Genomic DNA, 19,299 nt, shown 5'->3' with positions numbered 1-19,299 from the left:
GTTGATTGCGATGAAACAAGGGTTATATGTTCATATCCCATTTTGTAAACAGATCTGTCATTATTGTGATTTCAATAAAGTGCTCGTCAAAAACCAACCCGTAGATACGTATGTCAGTGCTCTTCTAACCGAAGGGCGCTTACGACTTCGCGGGAATACGTATCACTCCAATACGATTTACATTGGAGGGGGGACACCGACGGCGCTGTCAGCGAACCAATTGGATCAGTTGTTTACAAACTTGCATAAAGCAGGGATTAGCTGGGATGAAGCGAGTGAAGTCACGTTAGAAGTAAATCCTGATGGTGTAACTACAGAACAGCTTAAAGTAGTTCGTGCGCACGGCATTAATCGACTAAGTGTAGGTGTGCAAACCTTTGACACAACGTTGCTTGAGACAATTGGTCGGACGCATAGTGTTGCTGACGTTCATGCATTGCTTGAGAAGGCACGTGGTCTAGGGTTTAACAACATTTCCATTGATTTGATGTATGCTTTACCAGGACAAACAGAAGACAGCTGGCTTCAAACCGTTGATCGAGCGATCGAACTACAACCCGATCATATTTCTGCGTACGGGTTAAAAATTGAGCCAAAAACGCAATTTCATAACTGGCAAAAATCTGGTCAAATTATCGCAATGGATCAAGATGATGAAGCAGATCTTTATGAGTTGCTCATTAACAAGTTGGAGAAAGCTGGCTACTTCCAATATGAAATTAGCAATTTTGCTAAGTCAGGAAAAGAGAGCCGTCACAATCTCTTGTATTGGGAGAATGAATCGTATTTAGCGCTCGGCGCTGGTGCTCACGGCTATGTTGAGCACGAGCGTTACCAAAACATCGGTCCGATTCCCCATTATTTAAAAGCGATCGAAAATGAAGAATTACCAACGAGAAAAGTAGATCGCATTTCAAAAAATGAACAGATGGAAGAAGAGATGTTTTTAGGATTACGTCTTCGAAAAGGAGTAAGCCAAGCGAATTTCGATCGTAAATATGAAGTGACGATGCAATCGGTTTATGGTGAAGCCATTGAACGTTTGTTACGAGATGAACTCGTTGAGTGGAACGATGATTGCCTTCGTTTAACGGAGCGAGGTCAACTACTTGGCAATGAAGTCTTTGCCCAATTTTTACTACCAAAAGATGAAGAAGCGATTCGTTGACAAACCGAATCGCTTTTGATAAATTATTGAGTAGATTTAGCACTCAAGATATTCGAGTGCTAACAGGGGTGATAGGCGTATGTTAAGTCGTCGTCAACTATACATTTTACAAGCAATTGTAGATGATTACGTTCAAACAGCTGAACCAGTCGGCTCAAGAAGCATCTCCAAACGTGAAGATGTGGATTTTAGCGCAGCTACGATTCGAAATGAGATGGCGGATTTAGAAGAAATGGGTTTTTTAATGAAACCCCATAGTTCTTCTGGACGTATTCCTTCTCATAAAGGCTATCGCCTGTACGTAGATCAACTGTTAAATGTAACAGAGAACAATCATTTAGGATTGATCACTTCTGTGCAACAACTATTTGATTCAAGAGTTTCTGAAGTGGAAGCAGTCATGAGAAAAACGGCTGCGGTGCTTTCAGAGATGACAAATTATGTATCTGTCGTATTAGGTCCAGCAATGTCGAATACGAAATTGAAACAACTTCAAATTATCCCATTATCTACGACTCAAGCTGTAGCAATTCTCGTTACGGACTCTGGTCATGTTGAGAATCGTACGTTTGATATTCCCCGTAATATGTCAATAAGCGACTTGGAGAAATTCGTAAATATATTAAACGAACAGCTTACTGATAGTCCGATTAAACAATGGGAAGCTTTAATGTCGAATGAAATCGAGCGTCTCCTTAGACAGCATGTAGACCATTATGAGAAGATCCATCAAGATTTGTCTGCTGCTTTTAAACCGAAAGTAAATGAACAGATTTTCTATAATGGCATGTTGAATTTGCTTGCTCAACCAGAGTTTAAAGACGTTGAGAAGATCAGGCAAATGCTAGAGTGGCTTGAAGATAAGAAAGAAGTCTATTCATTGTTAAATGCAATGAATTCAAAAGGACTTACCGTCAAAATTGGTGAAGAGAATCGCTTTGAACTGTTCGATGACATTAGCATGATTACTGCGACGTATGCCATTGATGGTGATACGGTCGGTAGCATTGGGCTCATCGGTCCTACTCGCATGCAATATGAACGAGCGATTCAAATTATTACTCAGATGGCAGACGGTTTATCCACATCATTGACGAGACTGTATCGTCACGATGCATAACATGATTAAGTTACAATAAGAGACGTGGATACGTTTGGAGGTGCCTCGCATGACTGAAGATAAGAACAACGAACAACGAGAAGAAGAGACGGTCATCGATGAACAAGTTGAAGACTCTACGGATAAGAACGTAGAAATCTTAGACGGTGACACAGAGGTAGAAGAATCAGATAGTGACGACCCTAAAGAAGTTGAGATTACGGAGCTTCGTAACAAGCTTCTACGTCAACAAGCAGATTACGATAACTTCCGTCGTCGTACGAGACAAGAGAAGGAAGCGGATGCGAAATACCGCTCTCAACGCTTAATCGAATCTGTTCTACCTGTTATGGACAATTTCTCTCGTGCTTTGAAGCACGAAGCTGAAACAGAGGAAGGTCAGAACATCCATAAAGGGATGGCTATGGTATACGACCAACTCGTTGAGGCATTGAAGTCTGAGGGCTTAGAAGAAATTCCAACTGAAGGTGAAGCATTTGATCCAACTATTCATCAAGCAGTGATGCAAGTAGAAGAAGAAGGGTTTGAAAGCAATCAAATAGTGGAAGAACTTCAAAAGGGTTATCTACTGAAAGACCGGGTCGTGCGACCTGCAATGGTGAAAGTCAACGCGTAAGCGTTTTGGCGATAGATGAATTTGATTATGATGTAATGGAGATTCAAGGAGGACATTTGCGATGAGTAAAGTAATTGGTATTGACTTAGGAACAACAAACTCCTGTGTGGCAGTTATGGAGGGTGGCGAAGCGGTCGTTATTCCTAACCCAGAAGGTAACCGTACAACACCTTCAGTTGTTGCATTTAAAGATGGAGAGCGCCAAGTAGGGGAAGTCGCTAAACGTCAAGCGATCACGAACCCTAACACGATTTTATCAATCAAACGTCATATGGGTACAGACCACAAAGAAGAAGTAGAAGGTAAAGATTATTCACCACAAGAAATCTCTGCCATCATCCTTCAAAAGCTTAAGTCTGATGCGGAAGCATACCTCGGTGAAACGGTTTCTAAAGCAGTTATTACCGTACCAGCTTACTTCAATGACTCTCAACGTCAAGCAACAAAAGACGCTGGTAAAATTGCAGGTCTTGAAGTTGAGCGAATCGTAAACGAGCCAACAGCAGCGGCACTTGCATATGGCCTTGAGAAAGACGAAGATCAAACGATTCTCGTATATGACCTCGGTGGTGGTACGTTTGACGTATCCATTCTAGAGCTTGGCGATGGATTCTTCGAAGTTAAGTCAACATCTGGTGATAATGAGCTCGGTGGAGATGACTTTGACGAAGTAATCATTGATCATATGGTAGAAGAATTCAAGAAAGAAAACGGCATCGACTTAAAGCAAGATAAAATGGCGATGCAACGCCTTAAAGATACAGCTGAGAAAGCGAAGAAAGATCTTTCTGGTGTAACGAATACTCAACTTTCACTACCATTTATTACAGCAGATGCATCAGGTCCTAAGCACCTTGAGATGAACCTTACACGTGCGAAGTTTGATGAGCTTTCATCACACCTCGTTGAGCGTACAATGGAACCAACACGCCGTGCGATTCAAGATTCAGGTCTTTCTGCATCTGAGATCGACAAGATCATTCTTGTAGGTGGTTCGACTCGTATTCCAGCTGTACAAGACGGAATTAAGAAACTTACAGGTAAAGATCCTCACAAAGGTGTAAACCCTGACGAAGTCGTTGCACTTGGTGCTGCGGTTCAAGCAGGTGTACTTGCAGGTGACGTAAAAGACGTTGTTCTTTTAGACGTTACACCACTTTCACTAGGGATTGAGACGATGGGTGGCGTATTCACTCGTTTAATCGAGCGTAATACAACGATCCCTACGAGCCAGTCTCAAGTATTCTCAACGGCTGCTGATAACCAACCGTCAGTAGACATCCATGTTCTTCAAGGAGAGCGTGAAATGGCTGGTGACAACAAGACACTCGGTCGTTTCCAATTGAATGAGATTCCACCAGCACCACGTGGTGTTCCTCAAATCGAAGTAAGCTTCGATATTGATGCGAACGGAATCGTTAACGTTCGTGCGAAAGACAAAGGCACGAACAAAGAACAATCAATTACGATCACGTCTTCTTCAGGTCTTTCTGATGATGAGATCGAAAACATGGTTAAACAAGCTGAAGAAAATGCTGAAGCCGACAAAGCTCGTAAAGAAGAAGCAGAGCTTCGCAATGAATCGGACAGCCTAATCTTCACTGTTGATAAAACAATCAAAGATCTTGGTGAAAACGTAGAAGAAGCAGACAAAGAAAAAGCAGAAGCTGCGAAAACGAAGCTCCAAGAAACATTGCAAGGAACGGACCTAGAAGCGATCCGTACTGCAAAAGATGAGCTCCAAGAAAGTGTCCACGCTCTTTCTCAAAAGATGTATGAGCAAATGGCACAAGAGCAACAAGCGCAAGGTGCTGAAGGTGAAGAGCAAGGCACAAAGCAAGAAGATGACGTCGTTGACACAGAGTTTGAAGAAGTAAAAGACGACGAAGAAAATAAAGAGAACAAGTAACACTACGTAAAAAGTCAAAGTCAGGTTCGCTTGACTTTGGCTTTTTTACTTAGTGTCAACACCTTGCGGGTTTTTGTAATTCCCTGTAAGATAATCGTCATGTGAGAAGGAACGGGAGTGAAACGGAGAATGAGTAAACGAGACTTCTATGAAGTGCTCGGTGTAAGTGAAGGTGCATCAGGTGATGAGATTAAGAAAGCGTACCGTAAATTGGCGCGTAAATATCATCCAGATGTGAACAAAGAAAGCGATGCCGAGGATAAATTTAAAGAAGTAAAAGAAGCCTATGATACGTTGAGCGATCCACAAAAGAAAGCCCACTATGATCAATTCGGTCATACTGATCCAAACCAAGGATTTGGCGGTGGCGGTGCTGACTTTGGTGGCAGTGGTTTTGGTGATATTTTCGATATGTTCTTTGGTGGCGGTGGCGGAAGACGCGATCCGAACGCTCCACGCCAAGGCGCTGACTTACAGTACACGATGACGCTTGAGTTTAAAGAAGCGATTTTCGGTAAAGAAGAAGAAATTGAAATTCCGCGAGAAGAAAGCTGTAATACGTGTTCAGGTTCAGGTGCGAAACCAGGAACATCACCTGACACGTGTAACCGATGTGGCGGTAGCGGCCAGTTAAACGTTGAGCAAAACACTCCGTTTGGGCGTGTTGTTAACCGTCGAGTGTGTGATACGTGTGAAGGTAAAGGACAAACGATTAAAGACAAGTGTACGACGTGTGGTGGCGATGGTCGTGTGCAAAAACGCAAAAAAGTGCGCGTAAACATTCCAGCAGGAATCGATCACGGTCAACAAATGCGTCAAGCAGGGCAAGGTGAAGCAGGTGTTAACGGCGGACCTCCAGGAGACCTGTATATTGTCATTAACGTAAAGCCTCATGAATTCTTCGAACGTGATGGCGATGATATTCGTTGTGAAATGCCACTGACGTTTACTCAAGCGGCACTCGGGGACGAGATTGAAGTGCCTGCCTTAAGTGGTAAAGTGAAAATCAAAGTGCCTGCAGGAACACAGTCTGGGCGTCAATTTAGACTTCGTGGTAAAGGTGCAAGAAATGTACATGGCCGTGGTACTGGAGATCAAATTATTACGGTGCGTGTCATTACGCCAACGAAGCTTACGGACAAACAACGAACATTGCTTAAAGAGTTTGCTGAGGAAAGTGGAGAAACCGTTGATGAGCATAGCGACAGTTTCTTCGATAAGGTAAAACGAGCATTTCGTGGTGATTGATGAATGAAGAACGAGGCTTCCTTTTAGGAAGCCCCGTTCTATTTTTTAAGTGAAGAAACGAGGGATTGTTGATGCAATGGATTGAATGTCGTGTACATACAACACATGCAGCACATGAATTGATCGCACAACTGTTTATAACGCATGGAGCGAATGGAACCGTATTGGAAGATAGTCGCGGGAAAGATTTTACCCCGGAGCCGTGGACCGATATTATTGGAAAGCCAAAGACTGAACATTTACCGACCGATGGTGTCGTTGTAAAAGCTTATTTCCCTGATGACGGTACGCTCGAAGCGACATTAAGCGCTGTAAAAAAAGATCTCGTCCAGTTAGAAGTAACAACAAATCAACCGGTTGCACAAACTGAAATTCTGCTTACGACAGTGCATGAAGAAGATTGGGCTGAGGCGTGGAAAGCGTATTACAAACCTGTGCAAGTTAGTGAGACGATGAGCATTGTACCGACTTGGGAAAGTTATGAGAAACGTCGAGAAGATGAACACGTCATCACAATGGACCCTGGTATGGCATTTGGGACAGGTACACATGAAACAACCTTACTTTGTTTACAAGCTTTAGAACATATTGTGAACGATGGGGATACAGTCATTGATGTCGGTACAGGTTCTGGTATACTTAGCATCGCAGCGGCTAAACTAGGAGCAAAGGCTGTTCATGCCGTTGATCTTGATCCACTAGCGGTTCAAGTAGCAAAGGAAAATAGTGAAGCGAACAACGTAAGTGAACGTATAACGATTGAACAACGTGATTTGTTAAGTGAATCATCAAACGAACAAAAAGCAGACATTGTCGTAGCCAATCTTCTCGCACATCTTGTCATCGCGCTTGCTCCTGATATTCACCGTCACTTGAAAGTCGGTGGAAAGCTTGTAGTTAGTGGAATTATTAAGCAAAAAGAACAAGAAGTCATTGACGTTTTAAAGCAGGAAAACTTTCAAATTGATGACGTCTTAGAGCAAAAGGATTGGGTCGCTATTCGTTGTAGACTAACAGAAGTTGGAGGCGAATAATGCAGCGGTATTTCATCGAGCAAAACGAGTGGACGAAACAAACGGTGACGCTCACTGGTGAGCAAGCAAAGCATATTGCAAAAGTGATGCGGATGCGTGAAGGTGACAAAGTCGTTTGTGTTAATAAAGAAGACCAACTTGCAGGTGTATTTCGGATTCAGTCAATCGCTGAACAACACGTCATTGCCGAATTTGAAGAAGAATTGTTATCTGACGTTGAACTTGGAATTCATGTTACAATAGCTCAAGCTGATATTAAAGGTGACAAGTTTGAATATGTCCTCCAAAAAGGCACGGAACTTGGTGCAAGTCGTTTTCACGGTTTTTCTGCAAAGCATTCGGTCGTTAAATGGGATCACAAAAAACAAGATAAGAAGCTTTCTCGATATCAGAAGATCGTTCAAGAAGCTGCCGAGCAATCGGAACGCTTAGTGCTTCCTTCAGTTATGCATTTTCCTAACGTTGATTCACTCTTAAGTGATTCATATGACCATCGTTGGATTATTTCTGAAGTCGCAGCAAGAGACGGTAAGCATGATGCTTTACATGGAGCAATGCAACAGTTGCAACACGGGGACCGTTTGCTCGCAGTGTTTGGTCCAGAAGGCGGCTTTAGCGAAGAAGAGCATGAGCGACTCGTTAAGGAAGGCTTTCAGCAGGTGAGTTTAGGTCCGAGAATTTTGCGTGCCGAAACGGCATCTCCTGCATTACTTAGCATGATCAGTTATCAATTTGAATTAATGAGGTGAAGTTTTATGCCAAGTGTGGCATTCCATACACTCGGTTGTAAGGTCAACCATTACGAAACAGAAGCAATTTGGCAGCTATTCAAAGAAGCGGGTTACGCGCAACGTGAAGGTGAAGATGAAGCGGATGTTTACGTAATTAATACATGTACAGTAACGAACACAGGTGACAAAAAGAGTCGCCAAGTCATTCGACGAGCGATTCGTAACAACCCTGAAGCTGTTATTTGTGTAACAGGGTGTTATGCACAAACATCTTCAGCAGAAATTATGGATATTCCTGGCGTCGATATCGTCGTTGGTACACAAGATCGTAAGAAAATGATCGGATACATCGATGAGTTCAGGAAAACGCGTGAGCCGATGAATGCAGTCGGCAACATTATGAAAACACGTACGTATGAAGAACTCGGTGTGCCAGCATTTCGTGATCGTACGCGTGCGAGTTTGAAAATCCAAGAAGGTTGCAATAACTTTTGCACATTCTGTATTATTCCATGGGCAAAAGGTTTACTTCGTTCGCGCGAACCAGAACAAGTGTTATCTCAAGCGAAGCAACTCGTAGAAGCAGGGTACAAAGAGATTGTACTAACAGGCATTCATACTGCGGGTTACGGCGAAGACTTTAAAGATTACAACTTTGCGGCACTTCTTCGAGAACTTGAGCAAGTTGATGGGATTGAGCGTCTACGTATTTCGTCCATTGAAGCGAGTCAAATTACAGACGAAGTCGTAGAGGTCGTTAAGCAATCTGATAAGATCGTTAACCATTTCCACATTCCTTTACAAGCGGGCTCTGATACGGTGTTAAAGCGCATGAGAAGAAAGTATACGACGGAATTCTATCGTGAACGAGTTGCGCGTTTGAAGCGTATTTTCCCAGATCTTGCAATTACAACAGACGTCATTGTCGGATTTCCTGGTGAAACGGAAGAAGAATTCCAAGAAACGTATGCATTTATTCAAGAGATTGGTTACTCTGAGCTTCACGTGTTTCCATACTCCAAGCGTACAGGCACGCCTGCAGCGAGACACCAAAACCAAGTAGACGATGAAACGAAGAACGAACGTGTGCATAAACTCATTGCGTTGTCTGAGCAAATGGCAAAAGAATATGCATCAAGGTTTGAAGACGAAGTCGTTGAAGTCATCCCAGAAGAAGAAGACAAAGAGCAACCTGGAAAAGGCATTTACGTCGGCTATACGACGAACTACTTGAAAGTTAAAGTACAGGCGACAGAAGAGATGGTCGGTCAAATCGTAAAAGCAAAGATTACGAAAGCAGGATATCCTCATAACGAAGCAGAATTTGTTCGTGTGATGGACGTTAAAGCGCCAGCTTCAATCTAACACTTGTATTCATTAAGAAACCTTTTGATAAAGGAGCAATGAAGCGCTCCAAGCATCAAAAGGTTTTTTGTATGAAACATTGAGATAGGTGTTTGTTGGATATAGTAATTTTCTATACTCTACCACCTGTCATTCGCTCAATAAGCGTTGCAAAAGGGTGAATGAACGGCAACAGTACGAGAGAACAAACTAAATTAAAAATCACCGATGCGTGAGCAACTTGTGCCGCAGGATCACTCGTTAAGTGCATAACAATGTCAGAGAAGAAGCCAACAAACGGCAAAAACAATAGTGCCCCACCAAGATTTAGCACGACGTTTGCCATTGCTGTTTGCATCGCGCCTCGTCCAGCTCCGATTGCGGCAATGACTGCCGTTAAACAAGTTCCAACGTTTGAACCCATCATAATTGAGATGGCTTCATTTAAATTTAACAAGTCATTCGCATACAATTGAATGGCGATGGCAATGGTTGCCGTGCTTGATTGAATAATAGATGCGATTACAGTACCACCAAGTAACGAAGATAAATTACTAAAATCTTGGTTTAGAAATGCTTGGAGAATTGAGGTTGTTGCCAAGTTTTGACCCCAATTGCCCATACCATCCATCGCAAGAAACATACAACCGATCCCACTGAAAATCATCCCGAATAGAAAAAGACCTCTATAGCGAGAAAGCAAACAAACAAAGCCGAGTGCCAGTGCGATAATTCCGAGTGTTTCTCCAGATAGTACGAGGATTTCTAGCGTAATCGTCGTACCGACATTTGCGCCGAGTATAATAGCAATCGTTTGCCTAAAAGGAATTAGCCCAGCAGCGACGAGACTAACTGCGAGAACCATGACAGCAGTGGAGCTTTGTAACGTTGCAGTTACAGCGAAGCCGACGATAAATCCGAGCAATGGATGGCTCGTACTCGTATAAATCATCGTCTTCACCCGTGCGGGTGTGGCTCGTTCTAATCCTAAGCGAATTAGTGCAATCCCAAATAAGAAAATAAAAATGTAAACGACAATCATCATAAACGAAGATTCCATAGCCCGTCCTCCATAATTCATCTATATGAGGACAAGAAGAGAATATTCAAAAACTGAAATAACTCTTGCAAACTGACTAAGTATGCAGTACAATTTAGTAAAATGACTTCACTAGTACAAGATCTTTTTACGAAGAGGTCATGATTGTGAGCGGTACTGCGGAGGGAGGGATTCAAAATGGCTGAAACACGTATTAGAAAGAATGAGTCGCTCGATTCAGCGTTGCGCCGTTTTAAGAAAAATGTTTCGAAAGACGGTACTCTAGCTGAGGTCCGCAAGCGTAAACATTATGAGAAGCCAAGCGTTAAACGAAAGAAAAAATCAGAAGCTGCGCGTAAGCGTAAGTTCTAAGTTTTTCTAAACGAGCGTATGAAACCCTCGATACAATTGTATCGAGGGTTTTTCACATTTTAGTACGATTTTTTGAAACCCTTAAGGGTGTTATTACGTAAATAGTGTAAAGCAACAAGTGGCAGCGCTTGTCTTCGTGCTTCTTCGTTGTGTAAAATGGTGATAACGGTTACGTAAGCGATAGAAGGGTGGGAACAAATGAGTAAGGTGCACCGAATTTCTCTGTTTTTGTTGCTGCTCGTTGCAGGAATGTTTTTGCCGTTTTTATCAAGTGCGCAAAGTGATCAAACCGTGCATGTGATCCCTGTTGAACAGACGGTAGAGCGGGGGCTTGAAGCCTTTTTAGATCGAGCGATTTACACTGCCGTAGAACAAGGCGCGGACCATATTCTACTAGAAATGGATACGCCGGGCGGCGCTGTGAACGCAGCAACGAATATCGTAGGGAAAATACAAGAGACAGAAGTTCCGATTACTACATTTGTGCTAGGTGAAAATTACGGCGCGATTTCAGCGGGTGCTTATATTGCATTGTACACAGACAACATCTTTATGCAGCCAGGTGCTCAAATTGGAAACGCGAGTGTGATTGACGGTGCTGGTAATGCAGCAGATCAAAAGGTTGCTCAAAACTGGGCAACAGAGATGCGGACAGCAGCGCAAAGTAGTGATCATGACCGACCACCAGATATTGCAGAGGAAATGGTGAATCCAGATAAACCCATTTCTTTATCTGCTGATGAAGCTGTTAACAATGGCTACGCTGAAGGGAAAGTCGATAATCGGGAAGAAGTGCTTGCGAAATTAGATCTTGCTGATGCGGAAATCGTAGAGCAAGAGATTACATTTTTTGAGACGCTAACGAGGTGGATTACTCATCCAGCGATGATTTCGGTTCTACTTGCAGTAGGTGCAGTCGGCTTAATTGCCGAGTTTTTCACTCCTGGATTTGGCATTGCCGGTTTAATTGGCCTTTCATCCTTAGGGTTATTTTTCTTTGGTCATTTGTTTGCAGGATTTGCAGGATGGGAAAGTTTAATCCTTCTCATAGTCGGATTAATTCTTATAGTTATTGAAATAGTGTTTACAGGCTTTGGATTGTTTGGTTTACTAGGTGTTGGAGCTATTATCGGCAGTATTTCCCTTGCCTCCTTTGATACGTCGCAGATTTTTGTTTCGATCGGAATTGCAGTAGCAGCTGCAGCAGCGGCGGCTTTCGTGTTATTTAAATACTTCGGTCGAATTGGTTTGATGAAACGATTCGTCTTGGCCGATCAGTTGTCAACGAAAGAATCTGAAGAGCGACACCTGACCCAAAAGCAACTCGTTGGAGAAGTTGGCGTTGCTTTAACCCCACTACGTCCAGGTGGAATCGGTGAATTTAACGGTCAGAATATTGACGTTGTCACAGAGGGAAGCTTTGTAGAGCAGGGAATAGAAATTCAAGTCGTTCGGACGAACGGGGCAAGTATTGTTGTACGAGAAAAGCTGTAAACTACAATTAAGGGGGATTTAGTAACATGGATGAACTATTCAACACAGGTAACATTATGATTATTGTAGTTGTTGCAATTGTAATCATTTTGTTCGCGATTTTGTTTACTTTCGTTCCAGTTCGTTTATGGATTGCAGCGGTTGCTGCCAATGTAAAAGTAGGGATCTTCACGTTAGTCGGGATGCGACTACGTAATGTTGTTCCAAAACGAGTTGTAGAACCATTGATCAAAGCAAAGAAAGCAGGCCTTGATGTAACGATTAACATGCTTGAAGGGCACTATTTAGCTGGTGGTAATGTGGACCGCGTAATTAACGCTTTAATCGCAGCTCACCGAGCAAATATTGAACTTACATTTGAGCGTGCAGCAGCAATTGACTTAGCGGGTCGTGACGTACTTGAAGCGGTTCAAATGAGTGTAAACCCGAAAGTAATTGAAACACCATTTATTGCAGGTGTGGCGATGGACGGGATTGAAATTAAAGCGAAATCACGTATTACGGTACGTGCGAACATCGACCGCCTTGTCGGTGGTGCTGGTGAAGATACAGTAATTGCCCGTGTAGGTGAAGGTATTGTATCAACGATCGGTTCAAACCACGATCATAAGAAAGTTCTAGAGAATCCTGACATGATCTCACAAACCGTTCTTAGTAAAGGATTGGATTCGGGTACAGCATTCGAGATTCTATCCATTGATATTGCGGATATTGATATCGGTAAGAACATTGGTGCAGAACTTCAAACAGATCAAGCTGAGGCAGATAAGAACATTGCACAAGCAAAAGCAGAAGAGCGTCGTGCGATGGCCGTTGCCAAAGAACAAGAAATGAAAGCTCGTGTTGAAGAAATGCGTGCGAAAGTTGTTGAAGCAGAAGCTGAAGTACCAATGGCGATGGCTGAAGCATTCCGAGCTGGTAACTTAGGTGTTATGGACTACGTTAATTTCCAAAACGTGCAAGCTGATACAGATATGCGCGAGAGCATCGGTAAAGCAACACATGATGAAACCGATCAAGATCCTCACCAAAATCGGTAACCGCAACTAACGTAGCGGCTCTCGAATAAAAGGAGGGGTCACCTGTGGATTTTATATGGATTGTGTTGATTATGTTCATCGTATCGAGTTTGATTAACATGTTCACGCAAAAACAACAAAAGCAACAACAAGAACGTCAAAAGCCTGGTACAGGTGGTCAACCACAAGATGCAAGTAGGCAACCATCGCAAGGTAATCAACGGGAGCAACAACCAACACAAGAGCAGGACAATCCGTTTGGTGACCTAGGCCGACAACTTGAAGAAATGTTTGGTGGTGGACAACAACAGCGGACAGACCACCCTACAGAGCGTCAAACCGAAGCGAATACTGAGATGTATTCTGAAGCGAGACAAAATGACGAAGTTGTTGTTAGTGATGAAATGAAAGAATATGAACGTAAACGTGAAGAAGCGAGAAAACGTCGTCTTGAAGCTGAACAACAGTTAAAAGATAAAGTTGTCAATCTCGAATCTAAGCGTCGAGTGGCTGATGCGTCTCAAGCGGTCTCCTTTAAGAACATTACGTCAAAAGACGTCGTTCAAGGTATGATTTGGTCTGAGATTTTAACCGAGCCGCGTGGTACAAAGCCACATCGCATAAGAAGAACACGTTCAAGATAAGTGTCATAAGATAAAGCATCCTCATCGTTGAGGGTGCTTTTTCTTTTGTTACAAACGAAGTGGTAAACAGCCAGTTACATACATACGAATAGATATAGGAGGGAATGTTTGTGAGCGCTATCTCAAAGAAGTTTCGCAAGCTAATTAGCAAAGGGATGCAAATTCCTATTGATGTTACGTTAGGATTGCCGAGGGTGACAATGATCGGTCAATTGCATGTCTATGTTGAGAATCATCAAGGCATTCTTTCCTTTACACCAGAGCGCGTACACTTGCGTCTTACTGACGGCGAGTTAATCGTTGTCGGGCAAAACATCATCATTAAAGCAATTTTACCAGAGGAGCTCATCCTCGAAGGAACGATTGATGAAATAAAACATGTGTAATGAAAGAAGGAGGACGTGTTGATCATGAGCAAAAAAACGTGGCTCGGCACGGTTGTTACGACGGTTGAAGGAGAGGGAGTTGAATCGTTTATTAACGCATGTACGTCTCAAAACATTCAATTTATGAATGTTGAAAGGACGAGCATGACAAGCGTACGCGCAGTTATTCTAATCGAAGACGTAAGAAAGTTAAGAAAAATCGCACGTAAACGTGGACTCGTTATTCGTTTTTTAGAGAGAGATGGCATGTACTTGATCAAAGAGCGGAGTAAGAAGCGATTTGGGTTCATCATTGGAATTGTTGCTTTTTGTGTTGCGCTAGGTTTGCTTTCACAGCTCGTGTGGAAGGTTGATATTGAGGGGGCTTCTCCTCTCGTTGAACAAGACGTTCGTGAGTGGGCTGAACAAGAAGGCTTAAGAATCGGACAGCCTCAATGGCGATTAGCTCCAGAAGCAGACATTCAACAACGTGTAACAGAGGAAGTGCCTGGCGCTACTTGGATTGGTGTTGAAAAGATTGGGACAAAGTATCAATTCAGAGTCGTTGAACAACATCTTGCTGAAGAACAAGAACAGCTTCCCCCTCGTCATTTAATTGCGAATAAAAATGGTGTTATTCAACAGATGTATGTCGAAAATGGTCGTGCCGTCGTAAAGAGCAATGACGTCGTTCAAAAAGGAGAATTGCTCGTATCTGGATTGATCGGAAGAGAAGGAGAAGAAACTGCAATTGCTGCAAAGGGTGAAGTGATGGCTGAGACGTGGTATCAAGGAACAGTAGAAGCTCCTCTTCAATTAAGCGGCACTGCATCAACAGGTGAAACGAAAAATCAATACACGTTTACATGGAACGATTATTCATTTGTGTTTTGGAACAAAGATGCTGAAGTGGAATATGAGCAATTCCATAGAGAGACCGATCAGTTAACGTTACCACTCGGATTTGTAACTGTTCCATTACCGATCGAAAAAACGACGTATGAACAACGAGACACGATGACAATTGAGTACAGTGAAGAAGAAGCGATTGAGCATGCGGTATCAATTGGGAAGAATCATCTAGAGCAACAATTGGACAACGATGCGAAGATCATCGCTGAAAATATTTTACAGACACAAACAGACAATGGTAAAGTTAAGCTATCCATACATTATCAAGTCGTTGAAAATATTGTACAAGTTGCGCCTATACAACAAGGAGATTGAGTAATTTGACAGAACGAAAAGTCATTGATTTGCACGTAGAAGATTCCACAGAATTGCAAACTTTGTTCGGTCCGAATGACACACATCTTAAACGGGCAGAAGAGCTTCTTGGCGTTTCCATTGTTACTAGGGGCGAAGCGCTCGTTGTGACTGGCAAGGAAGAATATATCAATCGGATTGAACGCGTCTTTTTAAAGCTGCTGTCACTGCTTCGACAAGGTACGCTCATTAGTGAGCGGGATGTAATTTATGCATTGCAGTTGGACGAAGATAAGCAGCTCGATAAGTTAAACCACATGTATCAGGAAACGATTGCGATTAATGCAAAAGGCAAACCGATCGTTGTGAAAACACTCGGACAACAAAAGTATGTTCGTGCGATTCGTAACCACGACCTAATCTTTGGTATCGGTCCTGCGGGTACTGGGAAAACGTATTTGGCAGTCGTTATGGCTGTAAGTGCCTTGAAAGCTGGACAAGTAGAACGCATCGTTTTAACGAGACCAGCCGTTGAAGCGGGTGAGAACTTAGGATTTTTACCTGGTGACTTGAAAGAGAAAGTTGATCCATATTTACGCCCGCTTTATGATGCGCTTCATGACATTTTTGGTACAGAGCATACGGCAAGGTTAATGGAAAGAGGGACGATTGAAGTTGCACCTCTTGCTTATATGCGTGGTCGTACGTTGGATGATGCGTTTGTGATCTTAGATGAAGCTCAAAATACGACCCCTGAGCAGATGAAGATGTTCCTCACGCGTCTAGGCTTTGGTTCAAAAATGATCGTTAACGGCGACCTTACTCAAATTGATTTACCAAAAGGTAAGAAATCTGGTTTAGGAATTGCGAAAGACATTCTTGGTCATGTGAATGGAATTAGCTTTATTTACCTCGAAGGTGCTGACGTCGTTCGTCATACACTCGTTAAGCGGATTCTTGAAGCCTATGACACGAACGAAGAATCGTCACTATAGGGCGAATGGAGGAGAATCGCCGTGTCACAGAAATCCAACAAAAAGCAGACTGCTCTTAACAATCGTTACATTCGACTAGGGTTGTTTCTGTTACTCGGGGTTCTTCTTTACGTATCAACATTTAACAATGTTGTACCTGAGCAATTGGACATCTCATTGTCTGAACCAGCTCCACAAGACATCCGTTCTCCTATTACAATTGAACACGAAGAACAAACAGCAGAACGAAGGCGAGAAGCTGTCGCGACGATCGATCCTGTCTATACACTTCAAACGCATTATGCAACAACGCAAACAGATAAAGTGAATGCAATCTTTGATTTGGCAATCACACTTCAATCAGAGATGGAAGAAGAATCTGAAGAAGCTGACGAGCCTCCTAGTACCGATGAACAAGTCGAATATATGCAAGATGCACTAAGTGAAAATGTAGATCAATCCATTTCTAGCGCAACGATTGAGACGCTTTTAACATCTTCAAATCAAGAGTTAAGAACAGCAAGAGATGTGGCTAGAAATGCGATCTTTGAAGTTATGAACGATGGCATTTCTGTTGATCAAGTTCCGACGGCGCGTGAAGAAGCAGAAGAGCGGGTGTCCCGTTCTATTACAAGCAGTCGAATGCAAAGTGCTGTGTCTGAGATAACGACGTCTCTTGTAACCGCGAATTATATTTATGATGATGAAGCGACAAACGAGCAAGTCGAACTGGCGGTTAGTGAAGTCGACCCAGTGTTGATTCGAGAAGGGCAACTTCTTGCGCAAGAAGGAGAAGTCATTGGTCCGGAAGCTTATGAACAAATGCGACTCGTTGGGCTTCTTGATGATAGTACGTCTTTGTATCCATACATAGGGTTGTTAATCTTTGTAGGTCTTCTTTTACTTTTGTTGCAATTGTACATGATGCAAACGAGTGCTCCGATTCATAACAGTAATAAATATTTGCTTTTGTATGTTATTGTATTTGTCGTGATGCTCGTAATCATGAATTTGCAAAGCTTAATCATTCAATTCGACCTAACAGGCGTCATGTGGTTAACGCCGATGGCACTTGGACCGATGTTGCTTGCACAATTGATTAATTACCGTGTCGCGCTCTTTTCTGCAACGTTGTTTGCGATTACTGGTAGTATTATTTTTAGTCATGCAGCGGCAAGTTCGTTCCATTCTTCATTCTTAATTTACGCGATATTAAGCGGATTTGCGGGTGTGTTTTTTATCGGTAAGCAACCGCGGATCTCAAAAGTGCTCCAAGCAGGGATCTTTGTTGCGTTAATTAACGGTTTAGCGGTTACGTTGCTCCACATGCTGAACAATCAGCAAGTTGTTTTTCAAACGTACGGCAATGAAGTAAGCTTTGCAGTGCTCTCTGGCTTTTTATCAGCAATTTTGTCTCTAGGCCTCTTGCCGTTTTTTGAAACAGGCTTTAATATATTATCGAAAACGAAACTCATTGAATTAACGAATGCAAACCAACCGCTACTTCGGAAGATTTTGCTTGAAGCTCCGGGAACGTATCACCATAGTGTAATGGTTGCTAACCTTTCTGAAGCGGCATCTGAAGCAATTGGTGCAAATGGTCTGCTTGCTCGTGTAGGTGCTTATTATCACGACTTAGGTAAAACGAAAAATCCGATGTACTTTATTGAAAACCAAATGCAAATTGAGAATCCGCACGATCGATTACCGCCAGAGCGAAGCAAGCAAATTATTATTGATCATCCGTATGACGGGGCAGCGATCCTTGAAAAACACAACTTCCCGAAAGAGATTGTTGATATCGCAAAGGAACATCACGGTACAACTTTATTGAAGTTCTTCTACTATAAGGCGAAAGAACAAGGCAAAGAACCTGTAGAGTCAGAGTATCGATATCCTGGACCACGGGCACAATTTAAAGAATCGGCGATTATCGGAATTGCAGATAGCGTTGAAGCTGCAGTCCGTTCAATGCCTAATCCAACAGAAGAGAAAATTCGGAACCTCGTCGATGCGATCATTCGTGATCGTCTTGTTGACCAGCAATTTAACGAATGTGATATTACATTAAAAGAGTTAGCGACTGTCGCAGATTCAATGTGTGAAACGTTGAAAGGGACGTTTCATTCTAGAATTGAATATCCAGACGATGAGCAAGGAGAAGTAAAGGAAAATGAGTGAAAACATTGATGTGATTGATGAAACAAATACGTTAACTGACGAACGAATAGAGCTCGTCAAAAATGTAATCTTGTTCTCGTATAAGCATCTTGAGCTTGATGAAACGACGGAATGTTCCTTGGTGTTCGTGCATGAAGATCGAATCCAAGAACTAAATCGTGACTACCGGAATAAAGATGCGGTTACAGACGTATTGTCGTTTGCATTGAATGACGATGAACAAATGCCAGGAGACGAGCATGTACTTGGAGATATCGTTATTTGTGTAGAACGAATGAAAGAACAGGCTGAAGAATATGAGCATTCAATTGAGCGTGAACTAGCGTTCTTAAGCGTGCACGGTCTATTGCATTTACTCGGATATGACCATATGGATGAAGAAGAAGAACGTGAAATGTTTACGTTGCAGGAGGAACTGTTAAGCGCTTATGGGTTGGGGAGAGAAGCGTAAACGTAAAGGCTTTCGCAGGTTACTACATTCTTTTGTATACGCCTTTCAAGGATTATACTATGTACTTCGTCATGAACAGAACATGCAAATCCACTTAGGCGTATCGCTTTTGATTATTGTGTTCGGCCTCATGGTCGAATTATCACCATTAAGATGGGCGATTTTAATGATCGTCATCGGTGGAGTGATTGCTCTTGAAATGGTCAATACGGCAATTGAACGAATCGTTGACCTCGTGTCGAGTGACTTTCATCCACTTGCAGGAATCGCAAAAGATGTGGCAGCATCAGCGGTCCTTATCTTTAGTATGATTGCTGTCGTTGTTGGTATAATTATATTTTTTGAACCACTATTGCAATGGATCTCATAGAGGAGGAGCATACA

Annotated in this window: 19 protein-coding genes; 18 read left to right on the top strand and 1 reads right to left on the bottom strand. The window is 42.6% G+C overall.

Annotated features, from left to right (window positions below; all coding sequences use genetic code 11):
* Positions 1–10: 10 nt before the first annotated feature.
* The 8 genes from hemW (at position 11) to mtaB (ending at position 9,191) form a co-directional block, all read left to right on the top strand.
* A complete protein-coding gene (gene hemW, locus JOD17_RS13945) occupies positions 11–1,168 on the top strand; it encodes a radical SAM family heme chaperone HemW (protein WP_204698483.1) in 1,158 nt (385 codons plus the stop codon).
* A 79-nt stretch (positions 1,169–1,247) separates the two neighbouring features.
* Entirely contained in the window at positions 1,248–2,288 is a 1,041-nt protein-coding gene (gene hrcA, locus JOD17_RS13940) for a heat-inducible transcriptional repressor HrcA (RefSeq protein ID WP_204698482.1), read from the top strand.
* A 49-nt stretch (positions 2,289–2,337) separates the two neighbouring features.
* Positions 2,338–2,904, top strand: coding sequence for a nucleotide exchange factor GrpE (gene grpE, locus JOD17_RS13935; protein WP_204698481.1), 567 nt, complete (start codon positions 2,338–2,340; stop codon positions 2,902–2,904).
* A gap of 61 nt (positions 2,905–2,965) precedes the next feature.
* Positions 2,966–4,813: a molecular chaperone DnaK gene (gene dnaK / locus JOD17_RS13930; protein ID WP_204698480.1), complete on the top strand. Its 1,848-nt coding sequence runs from the start codon at positions 2,966–2,968 to the stop codon at positions 4,811–4,813.
* A 129-nt stretch (positions 4,814–4,942) separates the two neighbouring features.
* Positions 4,943–6,061 (top strand): molecular chaperone DnaJ, encoded by a 1,119-nt coding sequence (gene dnaJ, locus JOD17_RS13925; RefSeq protein ID WP_204698479.1) that lies wholly within the window; start codon positions 4,943–4,945, stop codon positions 6,059–6,061.
* Between the two features lie 71 nt (positions 6,062–6,132).
* On the top strand, positions 6,133–7,095 hold the full coding sequence (gene prmA / locus JOD17_RS13920; RefSeq protein WP_204698478.1) for a 50S ribosomal protein L11 methyltransferase: 963 nt from the start codon (positions 6,133–6,135) through the stop codon (positions 7,093–7,095).
* Positions 7,095–7,844 (top strand): 16S rRNA (uracil(1498)-N(3))-methyltransferase, encoded by a 750-nt coding sequence (locus JOD17_RS13915; RefSeq protein WP_204698477.1) that lies wholly within the window; start codon positions 7,095–7,097, stop codon positions 7,842–7,844. Before prmA ends, JOD17_RS13915 begins: the two co-directional genes overlap by 1 nt.
* Before the next feature lie 6 nt (positions 7,845–7,850).
* Entirely contained in the window at positions 7,851–9,191 is a 1,341-nt protein-coding gene (gene mtaB, locus JOD17_RS13910) for a tRNA (N(6)-L-threonylcarbamoyladenosine(37)-C(2))-methylthiotransferase MtaB (RefSeq protein ID WP_204698476.1), read from the top strand.
* A gap of 112 nt (positions 9,192–9,303) precedes the next feature.
* Here mtaB and JOD17_RS13905 read toward each other — a convergent pair whose 3' ends face one another.
* Positions 9,304–10,230, bottom strand: a complete 927-nt coding sequence (locus tag JOD17_RS13905) for a Na/Pi symporter (RefSeq protein WP_204698474.1) — start codon at positions 10,228–10,230, stop codon at positions 9,304–9,306.
* 177 nt (positions 10,231–10,407) lie between these two features.
* Here JOD17_RS13905 and rpsU point away from each other — a divergent pair, with 177 nt between their 5' ends.
* The 10 genes from rpsU to JOD17_RS13855 all read left to right on the top strand — a co-directional run bounded on the left by rpsU (position 10,408) and on the right by JOD17_RS13855 (position 19,285).
* Positions 10,408–10,581 carry a 30S ribosomal protein S21 gene (gene rpsU / locus JOD17_RS13900; RefSeq protein ID WP_042413460.1) on the top strand — a complete coding sequence of 58 codons (174 nt, stop codon included), beginning with the start codon at positions 10,408–10,410 and terminating at the stop codon, positions 10,579–10,581.
* Between the two features lie 198 nt (positions 10,582–10,779).
* Positions 10,780–12,075, top strand: coding sequence for an NfeD family protein (locus JOD17_RS13895; RefSeq protein WP_204698472.1), 1,296 nt, complete (start codon positions 10,780–10,782; stop codon positions 12,073–12,075).
* Between the two features lie 56 nt (positions 12,076–12,131).
* Positions 12,132–13,115, top strand: coding sequence for a flotillin-like protein FloA (floA, locus tag JOD17_RS13890; RefSeq protein ID WP_370543064.1), 984 nt, complete (start codon positions 12,132–12,134; stop codon positions 13,113–13,115).
* 44 nt (positions 13,116–13,159) lie between these two features.
* Entirely contained in the window at positions 13,160–13,738 is a 579-nt protein-coding gene (locus JOD17_RS13885) for a hypothetical protein (RefSeq protein WP_204698470.1), read from the top strand.
* Between the two features lie 155 nt (positions 13,739–13,893).
* Complete coding sequence (yqfC, locus tag JOD17_RS13880; protein WP_239575578.1) at positions 13,894–14,124, top strand: sporulation protein YqfC; 231 nt, start codon at positions 13,894–13,896, stop codon at positions 14,122–14,124.
* Between the two features lie 24 nt (positions 14,125–14,148).
* The gene (gene yqfD / locus JOD17_RS13875) at positions 14,149–15,330 is read left to right on the top strand and encodes a sporulation protein YqfD (RefSeq protein ID WP_204698466.1); all 1,182 of its coding nucleotides are present in this window, start codon (positions 14,149–14,151) and stop codon (positions 15,328–15,330) included.
* Positions 15,331–15,335: 5 nt separating this feature from the next.
* Entirely contained in the window at positions 15,336–16,304 is a 969-nt protein-coding gene (locus JOD17_RS13870; protein ID WP_204698464.1) for a PhoH family protein, read from the top strand.
* A gap of 21 nt (positions 16,305–16,325) precedes the next feature.
* Complete coding sequence (locus JOD17_RS13865) at positions 16,326–18,464, top strand: HD family phosphohydrolase (RefSeq protein WP_338028800.1); 2,139 nt, start codon at positions 16,326–16,328, stop codon at positions 18,462–18,464.
* A complete protein-coding gene (gene ybeY / locus JOD17_RS13860) occupies positions 18,457–18,915 on the top strand; it encodes an rRNA maturation RNase YbeY (RefSeq protein ID WP_042413471.1) in 459 nt (152 codons plus the stop codon). The genes JOD17_RS13865 and ybeY overlap by 8 nt, the downstream gene beginning before the upstream one ends.
* Positions 18,893–19,285: a diacylglycerol kinase family protein gene (locus JOD17_RS13855; protein ID WP_204698462.1), complete on the top strand. Its 393-nt coding sequence runs from the start codon at positions 18,893–18,895 to the stop codon at positions 19,283–19,285. The genes ybeY and JOD17_RS13855 overlap by 23 nt, the downstream gene beginning before the upstream one ends.
* The last annotated feature ends 14 nt before the right edge of the window (positions 19,286–19,299 follow it).

This window comes from Geomicrobium sediminis (genome assembly GCF_016908595.1).
Classification (GTDB): Bacteria; Bacillota; Bacilli; order Bacillales; family Marinococcaceae; genus Geomicrobium_A; species Geomicrobium_A sediminis.
The sequence above is the reverse complement of the archived record's forward strand: the minus strand, read 5'-3'. Positions and strand labels throughout refer to the sequence as shown.